The sequence below is a fragment of the Marinobacter shunpengi genome (assembly GCF_045449695.1).
Classification (GTDB): Bacteria; Pseudomonadota; Gammaproteobacteria; order Pseudomonadales; family Oleiphilaceae; genus Marinobacter.
Genome location: NZ_JBJJKZ010000022.1, coordinates 144,687 through 166,583 on the forward strand (window position 1 = coordinate 144,687; position 21,897 = coordinate 166,583).

At 63.4% G+C, this 21,897-nt stretch carries 17 protein-coding genes and 1 pseudogene; 13 read left to right on the forward strand and 5 right to left on the reverse strand.

Annotation, left to right across the window (positions count from 1 at the left end; all coding sequences use genetic code 11):
• The first annotated feature begins 54 nt into the window (after positions 1-54).
• The 7 genes from dut (at position 55) to ACJO2E_RS19210 (ending at position 12,206) form a co-directional block, all read left to right on the forward strand.
• Complete coding sequence (dut, locus tag ACJO2E_RS19180; protein WP_406965990.1) at positions 55-516, forward strand: dUTP diphosphatase; 462 nt, start codon at positions 55-57, stop codon at positions 514-516.
• A gap of 123 nt (positions 517-639) precedes the next feature.
• Entirely contained in the window at positions 640-3,267 is a 2,628-nt protein-coding gene (locus ACJO2E_RS19185; protein WP_406965991.1) for a phosphomannomutase/phosphoglucomutase, read from the forward strand.
• A gap of 45 nt (positions 3,268-3,312) precedes the next feature.
• Positions 3,313-4,209: an acetylglutamate kinase gene (gene argB, locus ACJO2E_RS19190; RefSeq protein ID WP_406965993.1), complete on the forward strand. Its 897-nt coding sequence runs from the start codon at positions 3,313-3,315 to the stop codon at positions 4,207-4,209.
• Between the two features lie 52 nt (positions 4,210-4,261).
• Positions 4,262-5,557, forward strand: a complete 1,296-nt coding sequence (locus ACJO2E_RS19195) for an LSm family protein (RefSeq protein ID WP_406965994.1) — start codon at positions 4,262-4,264, stop codon at positions 5,555-5,557.
• 51 nt (positions 5,558-5,608) lie between these two features.
• Positions 5,609-6,790: an acetylornithine deacetylase gene (argE, locus tag ACJO2E_RS19200; protein WP_406965995.1), complete on the forward strand. Its 1,182-nt coding sequence runs from the start codon at positions 5,609-5,611 to the stop codon at positions 6,788-6,790.
• The gene (gene argA / locus ACJO2E_RS19205) at positions 6,787-8,097 is read left to right on the forward strand and encodes an amino-acid N-acetyltransferase (RefSeq protein WP_406965996.1); all 1,311 of its coding nucleotides are present in this window, start codon (positions 6,787-6,789) and stop codon (positions 8,095-8,097) included. The genes argE and argA overlap by 4 nt, the downstream gene beginning before the upstream one ends.
• Positions 8,098-8,420: 323 nt before the next feature.
• Complete coding sequence (locus tag ACJO2E_RS19210) at positions 8,421-12,206, forward strand: DUF1631 family protein (protein ID WP_406965997.1); 3,786 nt, start codon at positions 8,421-8,423, stop codon at positions 12,204-12,206.
• Between the two features lie 14 nt (positions 12,207-12,220).
• Here ACJO2E_RS19210 and ACJO2E_RS19215 read toward each other — a convergent pair whose 3' ends face one another.
• From ACJO2E_RS19215 to ACJO2E_RS19225, 3 genes are all read right to left on the reverse strand, one after another.
• Complete coding sequence (locus ACJO2E_RS19215; protein ID WP_406965998.1) at positions 12,221-13,066, reverse strand: pirin family protein; 846 nt, start codon at positions 13,064-13,066, stop codon at positions 12,221-12,223.
• A 144-nt stretch (positions 13,067-13,210) separates the two neighbouring features.
• Positions 13,211-14,002: an adenosylmethionine decarboxylase gene (speD, locus tag ACJO2E_RS19220; protein WP_406965999.1), complete on the reverse strand. Its 792-nt coding sequence runs from the start codon at positions 14,000-14,002 to the stop codon at positions 13,211-13,213.
• Positions 14,003-14,259: 257 nt separating this feature from the next.
• Positions 14,260-14,679, reverse strand: a complete 420-nt coding sequence (locus ACJO2E_RS19225) for an OsmC family protein (RefSeq protein ID WP_406966000.1) — start codon at positions 14,677-14,679, stop codon at positions 14,260-14,262.
• A gap of 310 nt (positions 14,680-14,989) precedes the next feature.
• Between ACJO2E_RS19225 and crp the strand changes: the two genes are divergently transcribed.
• Positions 14,990-15,631, forward strand: coding sequence for a cAMP-activated global transcriptional regulator CRP (gene crp, locus ACJO2E_RS19230; protein ID WP_092015555.1), 642 nt, complete (start codon positions 14,990-14,992; stop codon positions 15,629-15,631).
• A 47-nt stretch (positions 15,632-15,678) separates the two neighbouring features.
• A complete protein-coding gene (locus ACJO2E_RS19235) occupies positions 15,679-16,614 on the forward strand; it encodes an alpha/beta fold hydrolase (RefSeq protein WP_406966001.1) in 936 nt (311 codons plus the stop codon).
• Here the strand turns inward: ACJO2E_RS19235 and ACJO2E_RS19240 are convergent.
• Together ACJO2E_RS19240 and ACJO2E_RS19245 are read right to left on the reverse strand one after the other, a co-directional pair.
• Positions 16,604-17,344, reverse strand: coding sequence for a glutathione S-transferase family protein (locus ACJO2E_RS19240; RefSeq protein WP_406966002.1), 741 nt, complete (start codon positions 17,342-17,344; stop codon positions 16,604-16,606). The two genes, ACJO2E_RS19235 and ACJO2E_RS19240, sit on opposite strands and share 11 nt — an antisense overlap.
• A gap of 8 nt (positions 17,345-17,352) precedes the next feature.
• Positions 17,353-18,132, reverse strand: a complete 780-nt coding sequence (locus tag ACJO2E_RS19245) for a pseudouridine synthase (protein ID WP_406966004.1) — start codon at positions 18,130-18,132, stop codon at positions 17,353-17,355.
• 148 nt (positions 18,133-18,280) lie between these two features.
• Here ACJO2E_RS19245 and ACJO2E_RS19250 point away from each other — a divergent pair.
• From ACJO2E_RS19250 to ACJO2E_RS19265, 4 genes and pseudogenes are all read left to right on the forward strand, one after another.
• Positions 18,281-19,276: pseudogene (locus tag ACJO2E_RS19250) on the forward strand (tryptophan--tRNA ligase); the annotation flags it as partial.
• 87 nt (positions 19,277-19,363) lie between these two features.
• A complete protein-coding gene (locus tag ACJO2E_RS19255) occupies positions 19,364-20,461 on the forward strand; it encodes a M14 family zinc carboxypeptidase (protein ID WP_406966005.1) in 1,098 nt (365 codons plus the stop codon).
• 13 nt (positions 20,462-20,474) lie between these two features.
• A complete protein-coding gene (locus tag ACJO2E_RS19260; protein ID WP_406966006.1) occupies positions 20,475-21,212 on the forward strand; it encodes an alpha/beta fold hydrolase in 738 nt (245 codons plus the stop codon).
• A 61-nt stretch (positions 21,213-21,273) separates the two neighbouring features.
• Complete coding sequence (locus tag ACJO2E_RS19265; protein ID WP_406966007.1) at positions 21,274-21,888, forward strand: glutathione S-transferase family protein; 615 nt, start codon at positions 21,274-21,276, stop codon at positions 21,886-21,888.
• Positions 21,889-21,897: the final 9 nt, after the last annotated feature.

Sequence of the window (21,897 nt, forward strand, 5' to 3'; positions counted from 1 at the left end):
GGTGCCGGGGCGCCCGGCCATCCAGCCACCAGACCGCCCAATTGAGGAAGCAGTATGAGCCAGCAGCCGGTTCAGATGAGAATCCTGGACAAACGAATCGGGGATGAGATCCCCATGCCTGCCTATGCCACCGACGGGTCCGCCGGCCTTGACCTGCGGGCCTGCCTGAAGGCATCCCTGACGTTGGCCCCCGGGGAATCCGCACTGATCCCCACCGGCCTGTCCATCTACATCGAGGATGCCTCCCTGGCCGCGATGATCCTGCCCCGCAGCGGGCTGGGGCACAAACACGGCATCGTCCTGGGGAACCTGGTAGGGCTGATTGATTCTGATTACCAGGGAGAGCTGATGGTGTCCTGCTGGAACCGGGGGAATACCACGTTCACCGTCAACGTTGGCGAGCGTATTGCGCAACTGGTGCTGGTGCCGGTGGTTCAGGCGCGTTTCGATGTGGTGGACGAATTCCAGGCGACCGGGCGGGGTGATGGTGGCTTTGGTTCCACCGGGCGACATTGAAGAAACTTTTCCAATACGCCAAATGTGTCATTAACCAATTCATGTAAACAACTATACTAACAGCAAATTAATGTGCCTGGTGTCTGGGTAGGTAAAGAAGCAGGCGTCAATACGGAGCCGACTATGAAACTTGGCAAGAAAAAGGGGACCCCGGAGGCTGACAGTACACCAGCCGGCCAGGACGCCCCGGATAACAAGAAAGCCGCCAAACCCGCAAAGGGAAAGGCCTCCAGGGGGGGCGGCGCCAAGGTGCGCAAGCTCTCCTCGGTCGCCGTGACCCAGGCGCTGGTGGTCGTTCTGGTGGGCGTCGTGGTCGCCGCCGCCCTTTACCTTGGGTTGCTGCAGCCAGCCGAGGACCAACGCCGGCAACAGGTGGCCGAGAACCGGGCCGAGCTCATCGCTGACCGGCTGGAGGACCGAATCCGGCTGATGCAGCGGCTGACGGATGGTCTGGGGACCCAGGTCTCCGTGCGCGAGGCCCTGGACGAGGTTGGCGGTGCGCGGGAACTGGCGAACGAATTGCAGACCCTGATGCCCGGCATTGAGCGGGTGTTCCTGTTCCCGTACCGGGCCATCCCGCGTCGGTCCGACGACGAGGCGGGCCTCGGCTTCGCCACCCTGGACCTGGCCCGCCGGGCGGAATCCGGGCGTGAGGTTGCCCCCGATGCCTTTCCCCGCAATGACCAGTGGCTGATCCAGACCGCTGCGCCTGTAACCAACCCCTCCAATCAGGCGGTTATCGGGACGCTGGTCATCCAGTTTGACGCCGGCACCCTGTCGGAGGTCCTGGGCGGGCCCGGTGGCCAGGGCTCCCTGGTACAGACCGTGGATGGCCAGTCCCGTGATGTGATTGGCGCCGGGCAGGGCGATGGGCCGGAAGTGACCCGATCATTGTCGGTTCCCGGCTGGAGCCTGAACTACCGCCCACAGGTACCGCCTGCCAGCCTGAATCCCGTGGTTATAGCGGGTCTGGTGGTGGCCGGCTTCCTGGTCGCGGCGGTGATCGCCTGGCTGATGCTGTCGTCGGCCCAGAGCGCCCTGCGCAAGGAAACCACCCGCATGGTGCAGTGGGCCCACAAGGTGTTTGCCGGTGACCGGTCGGCGCCGCCGCAGATGCGGTGGGAAATCACCTCGGTGATTGCCGAGGTACTTCACCGCATCAGCAAGGCGGTGGAAAAACGGGTGGAAGACACTCCCCGCAAGGCGCCCGCCGCGAAGGCGAGCAAGGCTCGACCGGAACCGGAGCCGGATGAACCCCTGTTCCAGGACCGGGACATGCCGGACATCGATATGCTCGATGGTGACGAGGACGTGCTCGGTTTTGGCGAGAGCCCGGCGGGAGCCACACCCGAGGTGGCGGAGACCCGGGCCCCCGCGGCCGACATTTCTCCATCCATTTTCCGGGCCTACGACATTCGCGGCATTGTCGGTGACACCCTGACGCCGGAGATCGTGGGGGTCATTGGCCGGGCCATCGGTTCCGAGGCCATGGACCGCAGCCAGGATACGCTCTGTATCGGCTACGACGGTCGCCATTCCAGCCCGGAACTGGCGGAGGCCCTGGCTCGGGGCATCATGTCCACTGGCTGCAACGTCATTACCCTTGGCGCCGTGCCCACGCCAGTACTCTATTTTGCCACCCATCACATCGGCACCGGCTCCGGGGTCATGGTGACCGGCAGCCATAACCCGTCCAACTACAACGGCCTGAAAATCATGCTGGGGGGCGAGACCCTGTCGGAAGACAGCATCCAGAAGCTGTACCAGCGTATCCAGACCGGCGACCTGCACCAGGGGCAGGGCAGTTCCACCAGCCAGGACGTCCGCCGGGACTACCTGGACCGTATTGTCAGCGATATCGCGGTGGCGGCGCCGCTGAAAGTGGTGGTGGATGCCGGCAATGGCATCGCCGGTGAACTGGGTCCGCTGCTGCTGGAGGAACTGGGCTGCGAGGTGATCCCGCTGTACTGTGATATTGACGGCAGCTTCCCCAACCATCACCCGGACCCGGGCAAGCCGGAGAACCTGCAGGACCTGATTGACCGGGTTCAGCAGGAAGGGGCCGACGTGGGTATCGCCTTTGACGGCGATGGCGACCGCCTGGGTGTGGTCACCAACGACGGCAAGATCATCTGGCCGGACCGGCTGATGATGCTGTTTGCCCGGGATGTGGTGTCCCGCAACCCGGGGGCGGATGTGCTGTTCGATGTAAAATGCAGCCGGCGCCTGAGCGGTGTGATTTCCTCGGCGGGCGGCCGTCCGGTGATGTGGAAGACCGGACACTCGCTGATGAAAGCGAAGATGAAGGAAACCGGCGCGCTGCTGGCTGGTGAGATGAGCGGCCATGTCTTCTTTGGTGAGCGCTGGTATGGCTTTGACGATGGCCTGTACGCCGCCGCCCGTCTGCTGGAGATCCTCGGCATCGAGGACCGCCAGAGCAGTGACGTGTTCGCCGAGTTCCCGGAAGACATCAGCACGCCGGAACTGAACCTGGAGGTGACGGACGAAGGCAAATTCCGCATCATCCAGCGTCTGGCAGACCTGGCGGATTTCGGGGAGGCCAATATCACCACCATCGACGGGGTGCGGGTGGACTACCCGGACGGCTGGGGCCTGTGCCGGGCGTCCAACACCACGCCGATGCTGGTGCTGCGTTTCGAGGCCGAGAGTGACGCGGCCCTGGAGCGCATCAAGCAGATATTCCGGGGGCAGCTCAAGGCGCTGGCCCCGGATGTGACCATCACTTTTTGAACCTGGCCCGGCGCTCCCGGGCGTAACACCCTGAAGGCGGATTGAATGGCACTGGATCGTGAAACAGCAATGCACGTGGCGGATGTACTGAGCAAGGGTCTGCCCTATATCCAGCGGTTTACCGGCAAGACCGTGGTCATCAAGTACGGCGGTAACGCCATGGAGAACGAGGAGCTCAAGAGCAGCTTCGCCCGGGACATGGTGCTGATGAAACTGGTGGGCATCAATCCCATCGTGGTCCATGGCGGCGGCCCCCAGATCGGCGAACTGCTCGACCGGCTGAACATCAAGTCCCACTTCGTCAATGGCATGCGGGTCACCGACTCGGAAACCATGGACGTGGTGGAAATGGTGCTCGGTGGCCAGGTAAACAAGGAGATCGTCTCCCTGATCAATGCCCAGGGCGGCACCGCCGTGGGCCTGACCGGCAAGGACGGCAACCTGATCCGCGCCCGTAAGCTGGAAGTGATGGGAAAGACCGATGAGGTCAGCCGGCCGGAAATCATCGATATCGGCCATGTGGGCGAGGTGGCGTCGGTCAACACCAAGGTCATCGACATGCTGACCCACAGCGACGTGATCCCGGTGATCGCCCCCATCGGGGTCGGGCCCGACGGCGCGTCCTACAACATCAACGCCGACCTGGTGGCGGGCAAGGTGGCCGAGGCGGTCAACGCCGAAAAACTGATCCTGCTGACCAATGTCTCCGGGCTCAAGAGCCGGGATGACAAGGTGCTCACCGGCCTGACCGCGGCCCAGGTCAATGACCTGATCGAGGATGGCACCATCCACGGCGGCATGCTGCCGAAGATCCGTTGTGCGCTGAGTGCGGTGGAGAACGGCGTCAGGACCGCCCACATCATTGACGGCAGGGTTGCCCATGCCACCCTTCTGGAGATCTTCACCGACGAAGGCGTTGGCACACTGATCTCCCGTAACTGATGGGCCTGACGGGCACCGGTGCGGGGACTGATGAGCAGGGAGAGATGGAACCTTGAAAAAACTGTTGTCGCTTATCGTGATCCTGGCCCTGGTGGCCTGGGGAAGCTACAAGGGTGCGGTCTGGTGGCTGGCCGACCAGACCCTGAACGAACTGCGCCGGTCCCTATCGGACCACGGGGCGCTGGAGCGGGGGGATATCGCGTCCGCCGTTGGTGGGGAGCTGGTGCTCACCGGCACTCGCTTCCAGTCCTTCCAGTTGACTCAGCCGCTGGAGATCCAGCGGCTGACCTATCGTGCCGGCTCTCCCCTGGCGCTGTTGGCCAGCCTGTACGGCCAGCACGACCTGCCCCGGAGCTGGCGCCTGGACGTGGCCGGCTGGCGGCTGCCGCTGGATGCGGCCATGCTGCGCAACTGGGTCACGGATACCGACGAACAGGCGCCACAGCCGCTGTTTGCCCCGGTGTGCGGGCCCGATGCCCGTCAGCAACTGGGTAGCGGTGACCTGATCCGCATGGGCGTCACTGAACTGGCCGGCGATGCCCAGCTCAGGCAGACCTCCGGCAGCGTTCGCCTGGAGCTCTTCACCCGGGAATCCGGCAGCCTGGAACTGACCTGGGATAATGCCCGCCTGCGCCTCGACAGCGACGGCGTGAACCTGAACCCGGGCGCCGACAGCGTTGAGGTCATCCTGCGTGATGGCGGTCTGATGCGCCGGGTGACCGCCTACTGTGCCCGGGAAACCGGCATGTCGGAATCGGACTGGGCCGACCGGGTGATGGATGCCTTCCGCGAGGGGCTGGCCAGCCGGGGCCTTGAGGCCTCGCCCCAGTTACTGGCCCTGTACCGGCAATGGCTGACGGAAGGCGGGGAACTGGCCCTGACCCTTGACCCATCCGTCGGCTGGCAGGGACTGCCGGTCCGGGAGGCCGGGACCGGAGAAGCAGGTGAAGGGAAAGGCACTGAAGAGGGCGATGCCACCGCTGACGGCTCCTCAATGATTGTCTCCTACAATGGTTCCTCAGTACCGGATGTGTACCTGAGTCCGGTGGCGCCGGTGACTCCGGCGGTACCGGAACAGGCCATGGAACCCGTGGTGGACCCGGACCTTACGGAAGTGGTTGCCGGCTGGCAACGGGTGGTCCTGGATGAGGCGGAAGGCTGGCTTGGCTATACTGTACGGGTCACCCTGAGCAATGGCCGCACCGTGGAAGGCCGCCTGACCCGTGTGGATGAACGCGAGGTGGAGGTAGCCCGTCCCGTGGACGGTGGTGAAGTGGCCTACCCCATGGTCAGGCGTGCCGTCGAGCGGCTGGAGGTGTGGCGCCGGGGTGGCCAGTCCGGGGAATGACCACAAACAGCCGCGCTATCGTTCACCCGTTTCCAGCAGGAGCCTGACACCATGACAGATCCACAAGGCAAGGCCGCCGGCGTCGGGCAGGGCCCGCCGGATGTTCGCACCATGCTGGAACAGCTGGTGGCCATCCCTTCCATCAGCAGTGCGTCTGCGGAATGGGACCACAGTAATGAGGCCGTCGTGAACCGGCTGGCGGAGTGGCTGGCCCCCCTGGGGTTCCGCAACGAGATCCTGCCGGTACCGGGCATGCCCGGCAAGTTCAACCTGGTGGCCACCCTCGGGGCCGGCCCCGGCGGTCTGGTCCTGTCCGGCCACACCGATACCGTACCCTATGACGACAAACGCTGGCAGAGCGATCCTTTCACCCTGACCGAACGGGACGACCGTCTCTACGGTCTTGGCACCTGCGACATGAAGGGCTTCTTTGCCCTGGCCATCGAGGCGGCCCGGCAGGCGGCGCAACAGCCCCTGAAGCAGCCTCTGATCATCCTTGCCACCGCCGATGAGGAAAGCTCCATGAACGGTGCCCGGGCGCTGGCGGAGGCGGGCTACCCGAAGGCACGGTATGCCGTGATCGGGGAGCCCACCACCCTCAGGCCCATCCGCATGCACAAGGGCATCATGATGGAGCGGCTGGTGTTCGAGGGACAGTCAGGGCACTCCTCTGATCCGTCCCTGGGGCGCAACGCCCTGGAGGGCATGAACGAGGCCATGAATGAACTGCTGGCCCTGCGGACCGGCTGGCAGGAAAAACACCGCAACCCTCATTTCCGGGTCCAGTACCCCACCATGAACCTGGGGTGCATCCATGGCGGTGATAACCCTAACCGCATCTGTGCCCGCTGCGAGCTGCATTTCGACCTGAGGCCGTTGCCCGGCATGGACATGGCGGAACTGCGCCAGACGATCCTGGACCGGCTGCAGCCGCTGGCCAGCCGCCGTGACCTGTCCCTGGCCTTTGAGCCGCTGTTCGATGGTGTGCCTCCGTTCGAAACACCAGCGGAAGCGGAGCTGGTGCGGGTCTGCGAGAAGCTGACCGGCCACCAGGCTGATGCCGTGGCCTTTGCCACCGAGGCTCCCTGGCTACAGAAGCTTGGCCTGGAAACCCTGGTGATGGGGCCGGGCTCCATTGACCAGGCCCACCAGCCGGACGAGTTCCTGGCCCTGTCCCAGCTCGACCCCACCATCTCCCTGCTGAAACAACTGATCAGGCACTTCTGTCTATGAGCGTTTCCGACTGGCTGCACAGCTTCCGTCACTCGTCACCCTACATCAACGCCCATCGGGGCAGCACCGTGGTGCTGGTGCTGGGGGGCGAGGCGCTGGCTGGCGACAACCTGCTGAATATCATCCACGACATTACCCTGCTCAGCAGCCTGGGTATCCGCCTGGTGGTCACCTTCGGTGCCCGCCCGCAGATCCAGCAACGGCTGGACCAGGCCGGCCATGATTCCCGGTTTGAGGGCGGGCTGCGTATCACCCGGGAACAGGACCTGCCGCTGATCATGGAAGCTGTGGGCGGCGTCCGTTCCTGGCTGGAGAGCCGTCTGTCCATGGGGCTGGTGAACTCCCCCATGCACGGGGCGAAAATCCGGGTCAGCAGCGGCAACTTCCTGGCCGCGCGGCCGGTGGGGGTGCTGGATGGCGTGGATTTCGGTTACACCGGCCGGGTGCGGCGGGTGGACACGGTCGGCATCGAACGCCTGCTGGAACTGGGCCATATCGTGCTGGTGCCGCCCCAGGGCTATTCGCCCACCGGCGACATCTTTAACCTGTCCTACGAGGATGTTGGCAGCCAGGTGGCCTCTGCCCTGAAGGCCGACAAACTGATCGTGTTCACCGACGACCAGGGCGTGCTGGACGAAGATGGCTCCCTGATCCGCGAGCTGACGGTGCGCCAGGCCCTGCAGAAGGTCTCGGACCATGTGGTGTCCGGCCATGACGCAGACCTGCTGCGGGCCGCCTGCGACGCCTGCACCAGGGGCGTCAGACGGGCCCATATCATCAGTTACCTGCGGGATGGAGCCATCCTGGAGGAACTGTTCACCCGCGATGGCTTTGGCACCCTGGTCAGCGACGATAACTACGAACAGATCCGCCGGGCCCGGGTGGAGGATATTGGCGGCATCCTGGAACTGATCCAGCCCATGGAGGAGCAGGGCATCCTGGTGCGCCGGTCACGGGACATGCTCGAGACCGAGATCGACCAGTTCGTGGTAGCGGAGCGGGACGGCATGATCATCGGCTGTGCCGCCCTGTATGGCTACCCGGACGAACAGGCCGGGGAGCTGTCCTGCTTTGCGGTCAATCCCGATTACCGTCGCGGTGGTCGCGGGGACAATATCCTCGCCATGGTGGAGCGTACGGCTCGTGCCCAGGGGCTTGCGCGCCTGTTTGTGCTGACCACACAAACCGAACACTGGTTCCGGGAACGGGGGTTCGAACCGTCGTCCGTGCAGTCATTGCCCGGCCCGAAGCTGGCCTCCTACAACACCCGTCGCAACTCCAAGGTATTCGTGAAAACCCTGTTGTGAGGGGTGGCCGGGGTTGCACTGGGCCGGTATGGTTACGCGAGACGCTATTTTGCGAACAACCGTTCGGATTTGTCTTGACGGACCGTCGCCAGAATAGTCATATTGAGCAACCGTCTCGTGAATGGGCCCGTCCGCTGCGCCGGTTTTTCACGTTTCTTGACATTGTTTTCGCCGCATCGTGGCTATACTGCTGGGTACATGAAATCTCCCCGGTCGTTGCCGGCTGTCTACTGATGCGTTGCGGGAGCCGCCGGTAACCCGCAGGAAAGGAAACGACCCGCCGCCCCGACCGGGCGCGGGCTTTACCATCGATCAGGTAGTCAATGGATCCGAAGGAACGACGCTCCAGTCCCCGCCGCCCCATCAAGCTGGCTGCCCAGGTCGATCTGGGTGAGTTCGGGGTGTGGCCATGCCAGATCGCCGACTTCTGTGCGGAAGGCCTGTTTGTCCGCTATTCCGGCGATACCTCCGAGAAAATCCGGGGCTACCTGCAGGATCGTCCCGGGCAGGACCTGGGCATCTACTTCCGCACCGAGGACAGCCGCGAGCGCCATGAGCTCAAGGCCCGCCCGGTGCGCCTTATCGACGGCGCCATGGGGGTCGAGTTCACCGGTGCCAGCCCCCAGGCCGTGGACGCCATGCTCAACCAGTGCGGCGCGGACAGCGGAACTCAGGAACGCTCGGCCCTGAAACCACCCAGCGAACGGGTCCAATTCATCCTTCACCAGTGCGCCAGGGCGGTGTCCCAGCATATAGAGCCGCTGATGGCTGACTGCTTCGCGGGCATGACCGAGAATCTCCGCCAGGCGGCGCTGAAGGCCCATAATGATCAGCAGGCCAACGAGTACATGGATGCTGCCGCCCAGGTGGAAAGCCGTCAGCGTTCTATCTGGCTACTCATGTCCCGTTCCCTGGAATCGCCCCTGAAGCCGGCCCGGGAAAACCAGAGTGCCGCCAGCCTGTCGCTGGTGGACAAGGGCGAATTTGAGGACTGGCTGGCCATCAAGGTCATGGTCACCAAGGCGGACACCCAGTATCGGGCGGAACTGTTGCAGCTACGCATGCGCCTGGACCGGCTGGGCGTAACCAACGCCACTGGCCACCAGAATCCGCTGGGACCGTCCCTGGTCTGCGAAGCCTTCCACTCCGGCCTGGAGAGTCTGAGGGCCAGCCGGGCCGTGGAAAAGGTATGCCTGAAGACCTTCGAAACCCTGGTGCTCCAGAAGATCGGGCCGCTCTACGAGGAACTTAACCGGATCCTTATCCGCCACGGCATCCTGCCGGACCTGGACCTGGGCCGCTACCTGAGCGAGCGACAGCCCCGACCGGCGGAGAAGCCGCCAACGCCGAAACCGGACGACGCGAAAGCGGAGAAGCCCGCCAAACCCTCGCCTCCCCAGGACTCCCGGGGTGTCAGCCCGGCCACGGCGGGTCCGTTTTCGTCCCGCTCCCCGGATGCCCGCAGTCAGGGGTTCCTGGAGCAGATGACCCTGGCCCGGTCCGCGTTTGCCACTGTGCGGAACCTGATCGGCACCCTGAAATCCGCGGGCGTGGTCAGTGACCAGCCCGTACCCTTTGCTGAGGGCGCCCGGCCCCTGTCCCAGGGGGAATTCCAGAAGGAACTGCACACCCTGCAGGTAGCGCCAGTAGCCGAGGATGAGCCCGGAACCCCGCTCAGGGACCGGGTTATCGAGCAGGTAAAGACCTCCGGCAACCACGGTCTGGACGAGGAGCAGCAGGCCACCCTGGATGTGGTGGACCGTTTCTTCCGCAGCGTGGTGGAGAGCCCCAAGATTTCGGAGCGCACCCAGCGCCAGATGCGGCAGCTTGAGGTGCCGGTGCTGAAAGTGGTGCTGCGGGACCCCGCCTTCTTCGATGATATTGAAAGCCCGGTCCGGGGTGTGATGAACCGCCTGGCCCAGCTTGGTATCCGTGGCAGTCGTACCAATCCCGCGGTTCAGCGCCGGGTGGACGACCTGGTCAACCGCATTGCCTCAGAGTTTGAGCAGGATACCCGGGTCTTCGACGGCGCCATGGATGAGCTGGACACCCTGATCGATCGCCAGAACCTGATCTACCGCCGCAACGTGGAACGGGTGACCGCGGCTGCCGAAGGCGCCCAGAAGGTGGCCGAATCCAAGTCGGCGGTAACCCGGGCGCTGGACGAGCGTCTCGGGGGGCGGGAGGTGCCCCGGGCCATTGTCAGCCTGCTGAATGCCGGCTGGCGTGACCTGCTGTCCCTGACCTGGATTCGCCAGGGGCCGGACAGCCAGTTGTGGCAGGACTATCTCTCCGTGCTTGATACCCTGATGGCCTTCGCGGATGATCCGGACATCGAAGTCAATCTGTCGGAATTGCTGCGCCTTATCCAGGAGGGGCTGAGCTCCATCTCCAGCAATCATCTGCCGGCTTCCCAGGTGCGTGAGGAACTCAAGCAGTTCCTGGTGCGCAAGCCTGATCGTCCGGTGGAGCGGGTACCGGTGCCCAGGGCGGAACCGGAGGAGGGCGACAGGCGCAAGCAGGAGGAACGTCTGCAGAAACGCCTGCAACGCTGGATTGCCCGGGCCCAGAAACTGCGCACGGGGGACTGGCTGCGGGACCAGACCAACCCGGACCAGCCCCAGTACGTCCGTCTGGTATGGATTGCCCGGGGCTTCAACCGGTTTGTGTTTGTCAACCACCAGGGTATGCGGGTGGTGGAACTCGACCTCGCGGAGCTGGCGGAACGCATGCAGAAGGGCATTATCGTACCGGACAGCCAGTACGAGCGCCCGCTGGTGGACGAGAGCATCGACCGGATGGTGCGCAAAGTGTACGACCAGTTGTCCTGGGCCTCCACCCACGACGAGCTCACCGGCCTGCTGGAGCGCCGGGAATTCGAGCGGGTGCTGGAACAGCAGCTCAGCCGCCATGAGGATGAGCGTACCCTGGTCCGGCTCGACCTGAGGCAGTTCCGGCTGCTCAATGACACCGCGGGCCGCCCCGCCGGCGATGAGGCCCTGCGCCGTGTGGCGGATATCCTCAGGGGGCAGGTTGGGGAAGGCATGCCCCTGGCCCGCCTGGATGGTAACGAATTCGCCTTCCTGCTGCCTTCGGAAGAAGCCGGCGGTAACGTGCTTGGTATTATCCGCGCGGTGGAAGCCCTGGACCTGAACTGGAAGGGGCGTCGCTACCAGCTGTCCGCCAGTGCCGGCCTGGCCCCCCAGCTACCGGCCCTGACCACTGCCGAGCGCTGGCTTCGGGCTACCGAGGAAGCCTGCAAGGTGGCCAAGACCCGGGGGCCCGGCAAGTACGTGGTTTACAACCTGGAGCAGGCACATTACGACCAGCAGGAACAGATTGCCGCCAAGGTGGCCGCCCTGGGCGACCTGGACGAGGAGCGCATGCTGCTGCGCTGCCAGAAGATCATTCCCCTGCACAAGCATACCCGGCTGACGACCCAGTTCGAGGTGCTGATCAGCATGTACGACGACCAGGGTAATCTGATCACGGCGGCGGATTTCGTGCGCATGGCGGAACGCTACAACCGCATGCAGTCGGTGGACCGCTGGGTGGTGGGCTATATGCTGGACTGGCTGCGGGAGAATGGCCCACGCCCGGGCGCGTCGGCGAACGACAGCCAGCCGGGCTACTGCATCAACCTCTCGGGCTATTCCCTGAATGACGAAAGCCTGCTGGAATTCATCTACGGCAAGCTGAGCGAGAAGGATGCGCCCATTGAGCAACTGTGGTTCGAGATCACCGAGGCGGCGGCCATCCGCGACGTGCATTCGGTGGCGGAGTTCATCGGTGAGATGAAGGAGCTGGGCTGCCGTTTCTGTCTGGGTAATTTCGGTGCCGGCCCCACGTCCTACCAGTACATGCGTAGCCTGCCGGTGGACATGATCAAGCTGGACGGTGCCTTCGTGGGCGAGATCAGCGACAGTGAAACCGATCAGGCCCTGGTCCGCTCCATGGTGGAGATGGCCCATTACCTTAACCGTGAGGTGATCGCCACCCATATCGAGAGCCGGGAGGTCCTCGATATGCTTCGCAAGCTGGGTGTCGATTATGGCCAGGGGTACGTGATCGAGAAGCCCAGGCTGCTGGAGAGCCTGGGCATTCCCTAGGCCGGAACGTCACTTCAGGCCGTCAGTTGGCCACTCTGATAGTCCCGCAGGGTCTGTTCGATCTCCTCGCGGGAATTCATCACGAACGGACCGTACTGAACCACGGGTTCCCCCAGCGGTTTCCCGGCAATCAGCAGCACCCGGGCGCCGTTCGCTCCGGCGCTGAGGGTCACTTCATCCCCCTCATCAAGGACCGTGGCTGCACTGGCCGGAAGGGCCTGCTCCCCGATGTTCACCTCCCCCTGGTACAGGTAGGCGAAAGCATTCAGGTGGGCGCCCACAGGCAGGGTGACCTGGCTGCCCGGTTCAAGCTGCACATCGGCGTATAACGGCTCGGTGGTACCGCCGCTCACCGCTCCCCGGTGGGTCTGTCCGTCCAGCTCGAGGGTGCCGGCGATCAGCAGGATCTCCGCCCCCGCCTGAGTGATCCGTGGGATCTCCTCCGGCTGGATGTCGCGGTAGCCCGCCGCCTTCATCTTCTCCGCCGCCGGCAGGTTGAGCCAGAGCTGGAAGCCCCGCATCATGCCCTGCTCCTGCTGGGGCATTTCCGAGTGGATGATGCCACGGCCGGCGGTCATCCACTGCACGCCGCCGTTACGCAGGTCACCCCGGTTACCCAGGTGATCCTCGTGGAGCATGTGCCCCTCGATCATGTAGGTCACCGTCTCGAAGCCCCGATGGGGATGGGATGGAAAACCCGCCAGGTAGTCCTGGGGCTGGTCGGAGCCGAATTCATCCAGCATCAGGAACGGGTCCAGGCGGACCATCTGTGTCTGGCCCAGGGAACGACGAATGCGCACGCCCGCGCCATCCGAGGTTTCCTGAGAAGGAATAACGCGCTTGATGAGTCGTTGGGTCATGATAGCCTCCGTCGTCCGGTTGGTGTTGTCCCTATTAGATGACGACGGGGCTGGAGAAGAAACCGGAAAATTCCGGCGACACCATTCAGAAAAACTGAACAATCTTCAGGTGGGGCGCCGATCCCTCCCTGGATCGGTGAGGGATTACTCCACGTTGCGGGAGTAGAATATTTCCAGCATTTCCCGCTTCAGGCGTTCCTCAATGGAGGATGCTTCCGCCTCACCCAGGTCCCGGGCATTGACGCCAAACACGTAATTATCCAGATCGAAATTCTTGAGCATCATCTTGGTGTGGAACAGATTTTCCTGGTACACATTGACGTCGATCATCTGGTAGGCGTTGCGGGTATCCTCGGTCAGGTAGTTCTGGATCGAGTTGATGTCGTGGTCGATGTAGTGTTTGGTGCCGTCCACATCACGGGTGAAGCCCCGCACCCGGTAATCCACGGTGACCACATCGGAATCGAAACTGTGGATCAGGTAGTTCAGCACCTTCAGCGGTGAGATCAGGCCACAGGTGGAGACATCTATGTCCGCCCGGAAGGTGCTGATGCCCTCGTACGGATGGCTCTCCGGATAGGTATGTACGGTGACATGGCTCTTGTCCAGGTGCGCGACAATGGAATCCGGCAGCGGGCCCGGGGATTCCTCGTTGTCCGCCTGGTCACCGGTCAGTTCGTGCTCGGCAATCAGCATGGTCACCGAGGCGCCATGGGGCTCATAGTCCTGGCGGGCGATGTTAAGCACGTTGGCGCCGATGATCTTCACCACATCCGTAAGAATCTGGGTCAGCCGCTCGGCATTGTACATCTCGTCGATGTAGTCGATGTACGCCATCCGCTGCTCTTCCGTCTGTGCGTAACAGATGTCGTAGATGTTGAAGCTCAGGGATTTGGTCAGGTTGTTGAAACCGTGCAGCTGGAGTTTCGGTTCCATGTTCAGCCCCTCCGGATGATGGAGTTGAATAGGTGCAGACACGTCAACACGTCAACACGTCACGGTCCGGTCTGCCGAGGCCGCCACCGAATGCAGGGCTGGTTGTACAGCGTATGTGCAGACCGGCGGAGAAGGGTGCGTATTATGCACACCGCTCCGTCGATTGAATAGCGGTTTTGTCACCATTCTAGCAGCGGCGTGCCGACTGTCAGGCGAATGCCGTCAAAGCCAGGGGTGGCCGAACCCCGTCAGGCGTATCAGGCTTCACGGATCTCGTGGCTGTGGGTGATCTCGACGCCGGCCTGCTCAAGCATGATGGAGGCTGAGCAGTACTTCTCCGCCGACAGGCTGACCGCCCGTTTCACCAGGTTTTCCTTGAGGTGGCGGCCGGTCACCACGAAATGCAGGTGGATCTTCGTGAACACGGCGGGAACAGCGTCGGCCCGTTCCGCCTCCAGCTCGGCGTGGCAGGCGGTGACGTCCTGACGGCTCTTCTGCAGAATGCTCATGACATCGAAGGAGGAGCAGCCCCCGAGGCCCATCAGCAGCATTTCCATGGGCCGTGGGCCACGATCCTCGCCGCCATGGTCGGGAGGGCCGTCCATCTGTACCTGATGGCCACTGCCGCTGGTGGCCTTGAAGCTGGCTTTGCCGGTCCAGTCAATGGTTGCTTTCATGCTGTTGTTCCGTTGTGTAAATTAGGGGAGCTACTAAATAGTTGCCAAGGGCAAGCATGCTAGCATAAAGCATCAATAAGCTGTGAAATGGGTCTCTATTGAGACTTGAGTTATAGACGATTTTACGGGCACGGCTTAAGATCGTGAGTCGTAGTATTATTTCGTCTAAAAAAACGACATACCTGAAGCCGGGTATGCGGGCGGGAAGCCCCTGCGCACCCGTCACAACAAGAAAACCCTGCCGGAAAGCAGGTCACCTATCAAAAAAATGTCCATGGATGGCGACAGTTGAGGAGGCACGACACTTACCATGGCTACTATCGTCCGGCCTGTTGAGCAGAAAACCAAGCATCTGGACTATTTCCTGTCCCAATGCCACCGCCGTCGCTATCCGGCCAAGAGCACCATTATCTATGCCGGTGACAAGAGCGACTCCCTGTTCTTTATTGTCAAGGGTTCCGTCACCGTTATCATTGAGGATGAAGACGGTCGCGAGATGATCATGGCCTACCTGAACGCCGGGGACTTCTTCGGGGAAATGGGGCTGTTTGACAACATGGACTCCCGCAGTGCCTGGGTGAAGGCGAAAACGGAATGCGAGGTGGCGGAGATCAGCTACACCAAATTCCGCGAGATCGCCCAGCAGGATCCCCGGGTGCTCTACTTTATCGGTGAGCAGATGGCCACCCGCCTGCGCCAGACCACCCGCAAGGTGGGGGACCTGGCCTTTCTGGATGTCACCGGCCGTGTTGCCCGTACCTTGCTGGACCTGTGCAAGGAACCGGACGCCATGACCCATCCCGACGGCATGCAGATCAAGATCACCCGCCAGGAAATCGGCCGCATCGTCGGCTGTTCCCGGGAAATGGTCGGCCGCGTGCTCAAGACCCTGGAGGAACAGGGCCTGGTGCAGGTGAAGGGCAAGACCATGGTGGTCTACGGTACACGCTAGCCTGCCCACTGCCGGGATGACCAGGCTGGCCGGAGTCAGAGGATGATATGAAAAAGGGCCACCTGGCCTGGCCAGTCTTGCTGCTTGCGCTGCTGCTGGCCAGCTGTTCCCGCTATGACCTGTATAACTGGATCATCCATCATGAGCGTGATCAGGCCGGCCTTGAGCCGGCGGAGCTTGAACTGGATGATCTCTCCATTGCCTACCTTCGCAACCAGTCGCCGGTGAGCGGACGCCCTCTGCTGATGGTCCACGGCTTTGGCGGCAACAAGGACAACTGGACACGGATGGCCGCCCACCTTCCAGAGGACTACCGGCTGCTGATTCCCGATTTGCCCGGCCATGGTGACAGCAGCGTCGCCTCCCCGGACGACTACACCGTGGAGGCCCAGACCGCTACCCTGGTGGCCTTCCTCGATGAGCTGGGCGTTGACAAGGTGGACATGGCCGGCAATTCCATGGGCGGGGGCATTACGGTCTACTTTGCCAGCCGCTACCCGGAACGGGTCAATTCCATTGCCCTGTTCGACCCCGCCGGCTCCGACCGGTACCCATCGCAACTGGACGAGGCCCTGGCTGATGGCGACAACCCGCTGGTGGTGAAGGAGTCCGGTGATATGGATAACCTGCTGGATTTCGTCCTGGAAAAGCGACCGTTCATACCCTGGCCGCTGACGTCGGTGATGGAGGAAAAGGCCATTGCCCGGCAGCAGACCAACGAGGCCATCTTCCAGGCCATCCTGTCATCCAGCGAGCACATTGCCCTGGACCGGATCCTGCCCGCTATCAAGGCCCCCGCGCTGATCGTCTGGGGCCAGCAGGACCGGGTGCTGGCGCCGGAGAATGCCGAGGTGTTCGCGCAGGGCATTCCCGATGCCAGGGTGGAACTGCTGGAGGGGGTCGGGCATGTGCCGATGGTGGAAGTGCCGGAACGCTCCGCCGAATTATGGCATGGCTTTCTACAGCAGATTCCTACCGATTAGCCTGGTATAGCTCTGCCATGGGCGTCAGCAGGGCTTTGTTGTGCTGGTTCCAGGCCCGCAAGTCGGGGGGCAGGCGTTGTGGCTTGGGCCAGGGCACGGGATACCGGGAGGGCATGAACAACGGGGAGAACAGGGCGCCGGCAGTCAGGTCCGCCCGGCTGAAGGTTTCCCCGGCCAGGAATCGACCGTCCCGGTAGATGGCCGTGATCTCCGCCAGCAGCGTCTCAATGACCTCCCGGGACCGGTCCGCGGTCTTTTCATTGATGGCCAGTCTCTCCCGCATGATTTCCTCCACCCGGCTGAAGCCCAGCCGCAGCAGGTACTGGTTCCAGAACGGCGTGCCGGCGGCCAGGAGGGGAGCCACCACCTTGGGGCGTTGCAGCAGGTGGTGGTAGGCAAAGGTCCGCACCGCCGGGCCGGCCTCGTCGTCCAGCCGCTTCTCCCAGGCCAGGGCTGAGGCCCGGGCATTGGGGGCCTCCGGCAGCAGCGGGTTGTCCGGAAAGGTGGCATCCAGGTGGTCCAGGATGGCTCCCGAGCCCTGCACCACCCGGCCATTGTCCACCAGTACCGGCACCGAGGTCGTTTTCTGGCCGGTCAGGCCGCGAATGGTCTTGACGTGCATGCCCGGCAGCAGGAACTCCGGCTGGCAGGATACGCCCTTGTAGTCCAGCGCCCAGCGCACCTTCTCGGAAAAGTGGGAAATGGCAAACTGGTAGAGCTGTACGGGCATGGTCCGGGTTACTCCTGCCGGGGGGTATGGGCTTGGGTGGTGGCGTTTTCATCATAGCAGCCCTCCGGCGACCATCCGAATGCCTGGCAGACCTGCCGCCAGCTGTCCGGCAGCGGCGCCTGGAGGTTCAGGTATCCGCCGCTGACCGGGTGCGGCATGGTCAGGCGGCTGGCGTGGAGGTACAGCCGGCTCTCGCCAAACCGGTCGGCAAAGGCCCGGTTGTGGGGGCCCTTGCCATAGCTGCTGTCCCCGATGATGGGATGGCTGATGTGCTTCAGGTGCCGACGAAGCTGGTGGCGGCGCCCCGTGGCTGGTCGGCAGTGGATCAGGGCATAGCGGCTGGTGGGGTAGCGCTGGTCCACCGGCCAGTCCACGATCACCGTGGCCAGGCGATGGTACAGGGTCAGGGCGGACTGGGCCTCACCGTCCAGGGTGCGTCGTGAACGGCGGTCATCTTTCAGGGTCAGGGGGTGGCGGATGATGCCCCCCAATGGTGGATGGCCCCGCACGATGGCCAGGTAGTCCTTGCTCACGCGCCGCTCCTCGAAGGCCGTGGCCAGGGTGCGGGCGATGTCCGGCGACAGGGCGAACGCCAGCAGGCCGGAGGTGGGCCGGTCCAGCCGATGCACCGGATACACCCATTGTCCGAGCTGGTCCCGCAGTATCACCATGGCGGAGCGGGTTTCACGGCGGTCGATCTCACTGGGGTGTACCAGCAGGTTGGCGGGTTTATTCACCACCACAAGGTGTTCATCCTGGTAAACGATTGGCAGGGTTTCCTGGGGCATGACGCCATGATACCGGCACCCGCCCCATTCGCCTATCCAGAGGCGCGTGAATCCACTAGCTGCTGACGCAATCCGTTTGCCGGTGGGCGCCGGTTTGGGTATGGTTCAGCTTTCTTTAATGACCTCTTCCCGGAATGACGCAATCACCATGAGCAAGACACGAGTACTGACGGGTATCACCACCACGGGCATCCCCCACCTGGGCAACTACGCCGGGGCCATCCGGCCGGCTATCCGCGCCAGCCAGGACCCGGACACCGAATCCTTCCTGTTCCTGGCGGACTACCACGCCCTGATCAAGTGCCAGGAGCCGGCCCGGGTGCAGGAATCCGTGCGTGCCATTGCCGCCACCTGGCTGGCCTGTGGTCTGGATCCGGCGCGGGTCACCTTCTATCGTCAGACCGATGTGCCGGAGATCACTGAGCTGAGCTGGGTGCTCACCACCGTTACCGCCAAGGGCCTGATGAACCGGGCTCATGCCTATAAGGCGGCGGTGCAGGAGAACGAGGAGGCCGAGGGTGCCGACCCGGACCGGGGCATCACCATGGGCCTGTTCTGCTACCCCATCCTGATGGCGGCGGACATCCTCATGTTCAACGGCGAGAAGATCCCGGTGGGCCGGGACCAGACCCAGCACATCGAAATGGCCCGGGATATCGGCCAGCGCTTCAACTACCTGTTCGGCGACACCTTCACCCTGCCGGAGGCGGTGATCGAGGAATCCGGCATGGTGTTGCCGGGGCTGGACGGGCGCAAGATGTCCAAGAGCTACAACAACACCATCCCCCTGTTTGAGGGCGAGAAGAAGTTCCGCAAGCTGATCAACAAGATCAAGACCAACCTGCTGGAGCCGGGTGAGCCCAAGGACCCGGATGATTCCGCCCTGTTCGACATCTATTCCGCCTTTGCCACCCCGGCCCAGGTGGAGGCCATGCGCCAGGAGTACGCCAACGGCATCGCCTGGGGCGAGATGAAAAAGCGGCTGTTCGAATTCCTGAACGAGGAACTGGCCCCGATGCGGGAGGAATACAACACCCTGATGGACGATCCGGCCCAGCTCGACCGTATCCTCCAGCAAGGCGCCGAAAAGGCCCGGGACTATGCCACGCCGCTGATGGCGGATGTGCGTCGCAAGGTGGGCATTGGTCCCATCGCTGGTTGAGCCAGGGCTTCATCAAACTGTCGTAAACATCGGTCAGGCTGGAGCTATGCGACACCGACGGACTCCGCCATGGCCGAACTCAAGAGCATCACGCCTCACATCTCCGTAGCGGCGGAGCAAGCCAGCCGCGACAGTGGCCAGCGCCGCCAGCTACGCACCTTCATCCCCGAGATGGTCCAGCTCGAACGGCTGTTGGCAGACGCGCCGGAATCCGTCCAGAGCCGGGTGCTGACGCGAATCCCGGTCAGGGGCATGTCGGTGCCTATCTACCGCACGGACATCGGCTCACGGGCCAGCGATGCCCCGGTAGTGCTGCTGGTAGGCGGCGTCCACGGCCTGGAGCGGATCGGTGCCCAGGTGGTGATTGCCTGGCTGGCCAGCCTGATCTCCCGGTTGCGCTGGGACGACCACCTGAACGAGTTGCTGGAAAAAGTCCGCATTGTTGCGCTACCGATCATGAACCCCGGTGGTATGTTCCTGAACCAGCGGGCCAACCCCGCCGGTGTCGACCTGATGCGCAACGCCCCGATCCTGGCCCAGGGGGACAGCACCTTCATGCTCGGCGGGCAGAGGCTTTCCCCCAGGCTGCCCTGGTACACCGGCGAGCCGGAGCAGGGCATGGAGCCGGAAAACGTGGCGCTGAAATCGGTGATCGACGAGCTGCTGCCAGGCAGCCGTTTCAGCCTGGCCCTGGACTGCCACTCCGGGTTTGGCTGGCAGGATCAGATCTGGTTCCCCTACGCCTACCGCCGCCGGCCCATGCGGCGCATCGACTCGGTGATGGCCCTCAAGCTGCTCTGGGAGCAGGCCTATCCCAATCACAACTATGTATTCGAACCGCAATCCGCCCATTACCTGACCCATGGCGATCTGTGGGACTACTTCTACAAGCAGGTCAACAAGGCCGGCAAGGGCACTTTTATACCCCTGACCCTGGAGATGGGATCCTGGCGCTGGCTCAGGAAACGTCCCCGGCAACTGTTCCGCCTGGATGGATTCTTCAACCCCCTGGCGCCCCACCGGCACCAGCGGGTGTTGCGTACCCACCTGCTGCTGATGGATTTCCTGGTGCAGGCGGCGGTCAGCCACGAGAACTGGCTGCCGGCCGGTGACCAGGCCCGCATGCTGCGGGAGGCTGCCCTCATGCACTGGTACCGGGAGGTGTGATGAGCGGGACATCGTGGCTACCGTTATGAACTGGATACTGCTCCGAGGCCTGACCCGGGAGCGGGCCCACTGGGGGGGGCTGGATCGCCGGTTGGCCCTGGGCTTTCCCCAACACCGTTTCCACTGCATCGACCTGCCGGGGACCGGAACCCGTTTCCGGGACGCCTCTCCGGCCTCCATAAGCGGCATACGTGAGCGGGTACAGCAGTACGCGGCTCATATTCCCGGGCCGGTGGGGCTGCTGGGTCTGTCCATGGGTGGTATGGTGGCCCTGGACTGGGCCCAGGCGGAGCCGGAGCGTGTGGCCGCCCTGCTGCTGATCAACACCAGCAGCGGCTTCAGCCCTCCCTGGCATCGCATGCGGCCAGCCGCCTTCAGCCGGGCCCTGGCGGTGGCGCTGAATCCGGATATGGAGGGCCGGGAGCGCCGGATCCTGCAACTGACCTCCAACCGTCCGGTACCGCCGGCCCTGGAAGCCCGATGGCTCCTGATCCAGCGACAGCGACCGGTCACCCGCCGCACCGCCCTGGCCCAGTGGAAGGCGGCCGCGGCGTACCGGCCACACCCCGGGGCGCCGCCGGCCCGGGCGCTGCTGCTGGCCAGTACCGGCGACCGGATCGTGCACTGGCATTGCAGTCGCACGCTGGCCCGGCGCTGGCACTGGCCGCTGCGGGTCCATCCGGACGCCGGCCATGACCTGCCCATGGACGCTACGGACTGGGTACTGGCCCAGTTCGAAGCGGTTGCTTGACGCAACCATCGTTGCGCGCCAGTCTGTTGTCCTGCGATTGACCCCAACAAGGTGTACAACAATGAAAATCTACGAAACCAGTACCGCGCCCAACCCCCGCCGTGTCCGTATGTTCCTGGCCGAGAAAGGCCTGTTGGACAAGGTGGAGTTCGTGCAGGTGGACCTCCAGAAGGGTGAGAACCTGACCCCCGAGTACCAGGCCATGAACCCTATGAAGAAGGTGCCGGTGATGCAGTTGGACGACGGCAACTGCGTGGCGGAAACCATGGCCATCTGCCTGTACTTCGAACAGATGTACCCGGAGAAACCGTTGATGGGAACCACGCCCCTGGAGAAGGCCCAGCTCGAGCAGTGGCAACGGTGGCTGGACTATTATTTCTTCATGCCCACCGGCATGTGCTTCCAGCACACCACCGGCTACTTCAAGGATCGCATGAATCCCATCAAGGAGTGGGGTGAGGAGGCCGGGCGCCAGGTGGCGGAATTTTTGGCCTTCCTGGACAAGCACCTGGAAGGCCGGGAATTCATCTATGGCGACGACGTCACCGCCGCCGACATCACCGCGTTCTGTACCGTGGATTTCGCCCGGGTGGTGAAGATCCGCATTGCCCCCGAGCAGACGAACCTGCAGGCCTGGTACGATCGTATGAAAGAACGCCCCTCGGCAAAAGCCTGAAAAGGATAG

Bases quoted from the DNA above. Each gene is read 5' to 3' on its own strand.
- dut (WP_406965990.1), top strand. From the start codon at position 55: ATGAGCCAGCAGCCGGTTCAGATGAGAATCCTGGACAAACGAATCGGG.
- ACJO2E_RS19185 (WP_406965991.1), top strand. From the start codon at position 640: ATGAAACTTGGCAAGAAAAAGGGGACCCCGGAGGCTGACAGTACACCA.
- argB (WP_406965993.1), top strand. From the start codon at position 3,313: ATGGCACTGGATCGTGAAACAGCAATGCACGTGGCGGATGTACTGAGC.
- argE (WP_406965995.1), top strand. From the start codon at position 5,609: ATGACAGATCCACAAGGCAAGGCCGCCGGCGTCGGGCAGGGCCCGCCG.
- argA (WP_406965996.1), top strand. From the start codon at position 6,787: ATGAGCGTTTCCGACTGGCTGCACAGCTTCCGTCACTCGTCACCCTAC.
- ACJO2E_RS19210 (WP_406965997.1), top strand. From the start codon at position 8,421: ATGGATCCGAAGGAACGACGCTCCAGTCCCCGCCGCCCCATCAAGCTG.
- ACJO2E_RS19215 (WP_406965998.1), bottom strand. From the start codon at position 13,066: ATGACCCAACGACTCATCAAGCGCGTTATTCCTTCTCAGGAAACCTCG.
- speD (WP_406965999.1), bottom strand. From the start codon at position 14,002: ATGGAACCGAAACTCCAGCTGCACGGTTTCAACAACCTGACCAAATCC.
- ACJO2E_RS19225 (WP_406966000.1), bottom strand. From the start codon at position 14,679: ATGAAAGCAACCATTGACTGGACCGGCAAAGCCAGCTTCAAGGCCACC.
- crp (WP_092015555.1), top strand. From the start codon at position 14,990: ATGGCTACTATCGTCCGGCCTGTTGAGCAGAAAACCAAGCATCTGGAC.
- ACJO2E_RS19235 (WP_406966001.1), top strand. From the start codon at position 15,679: ATGAAAAAGGGCCACCTGGCCTGGCCAGTCTTGCTGCTTGCGCTGCTG.
- ACJO2E_RS19240 (WP_406966002.1), bottom strand. From the start codon at position 17,344: ATGCCCGTACAGCTCTACCAGTTTGCCATTTCCCACTTTTCCGAGAAG.
- ACJO2E_RS19245 (WP_406966004.1), bottom strand. From the start codon at position 18,132: ATGCCCCAGGAAACCCTGCCAATCGTTTACCAGGATGAACACCTTGTG.
- ACJO2E_RS19255 (WP_406966005.1), top strand. From the start codon at position 19,364: ATGGCCGAACTCAAGAGCATCACGCCTCACATCTCCGTAGCGGCGGAG.
- ACJO2E_RS19265 (WP_406966007.1), top strand. From the start codon at position 21,274: ATGAAAATCTACGAAACCAGTACCGCGCCCAACCCCCGCCGTGTCCGT.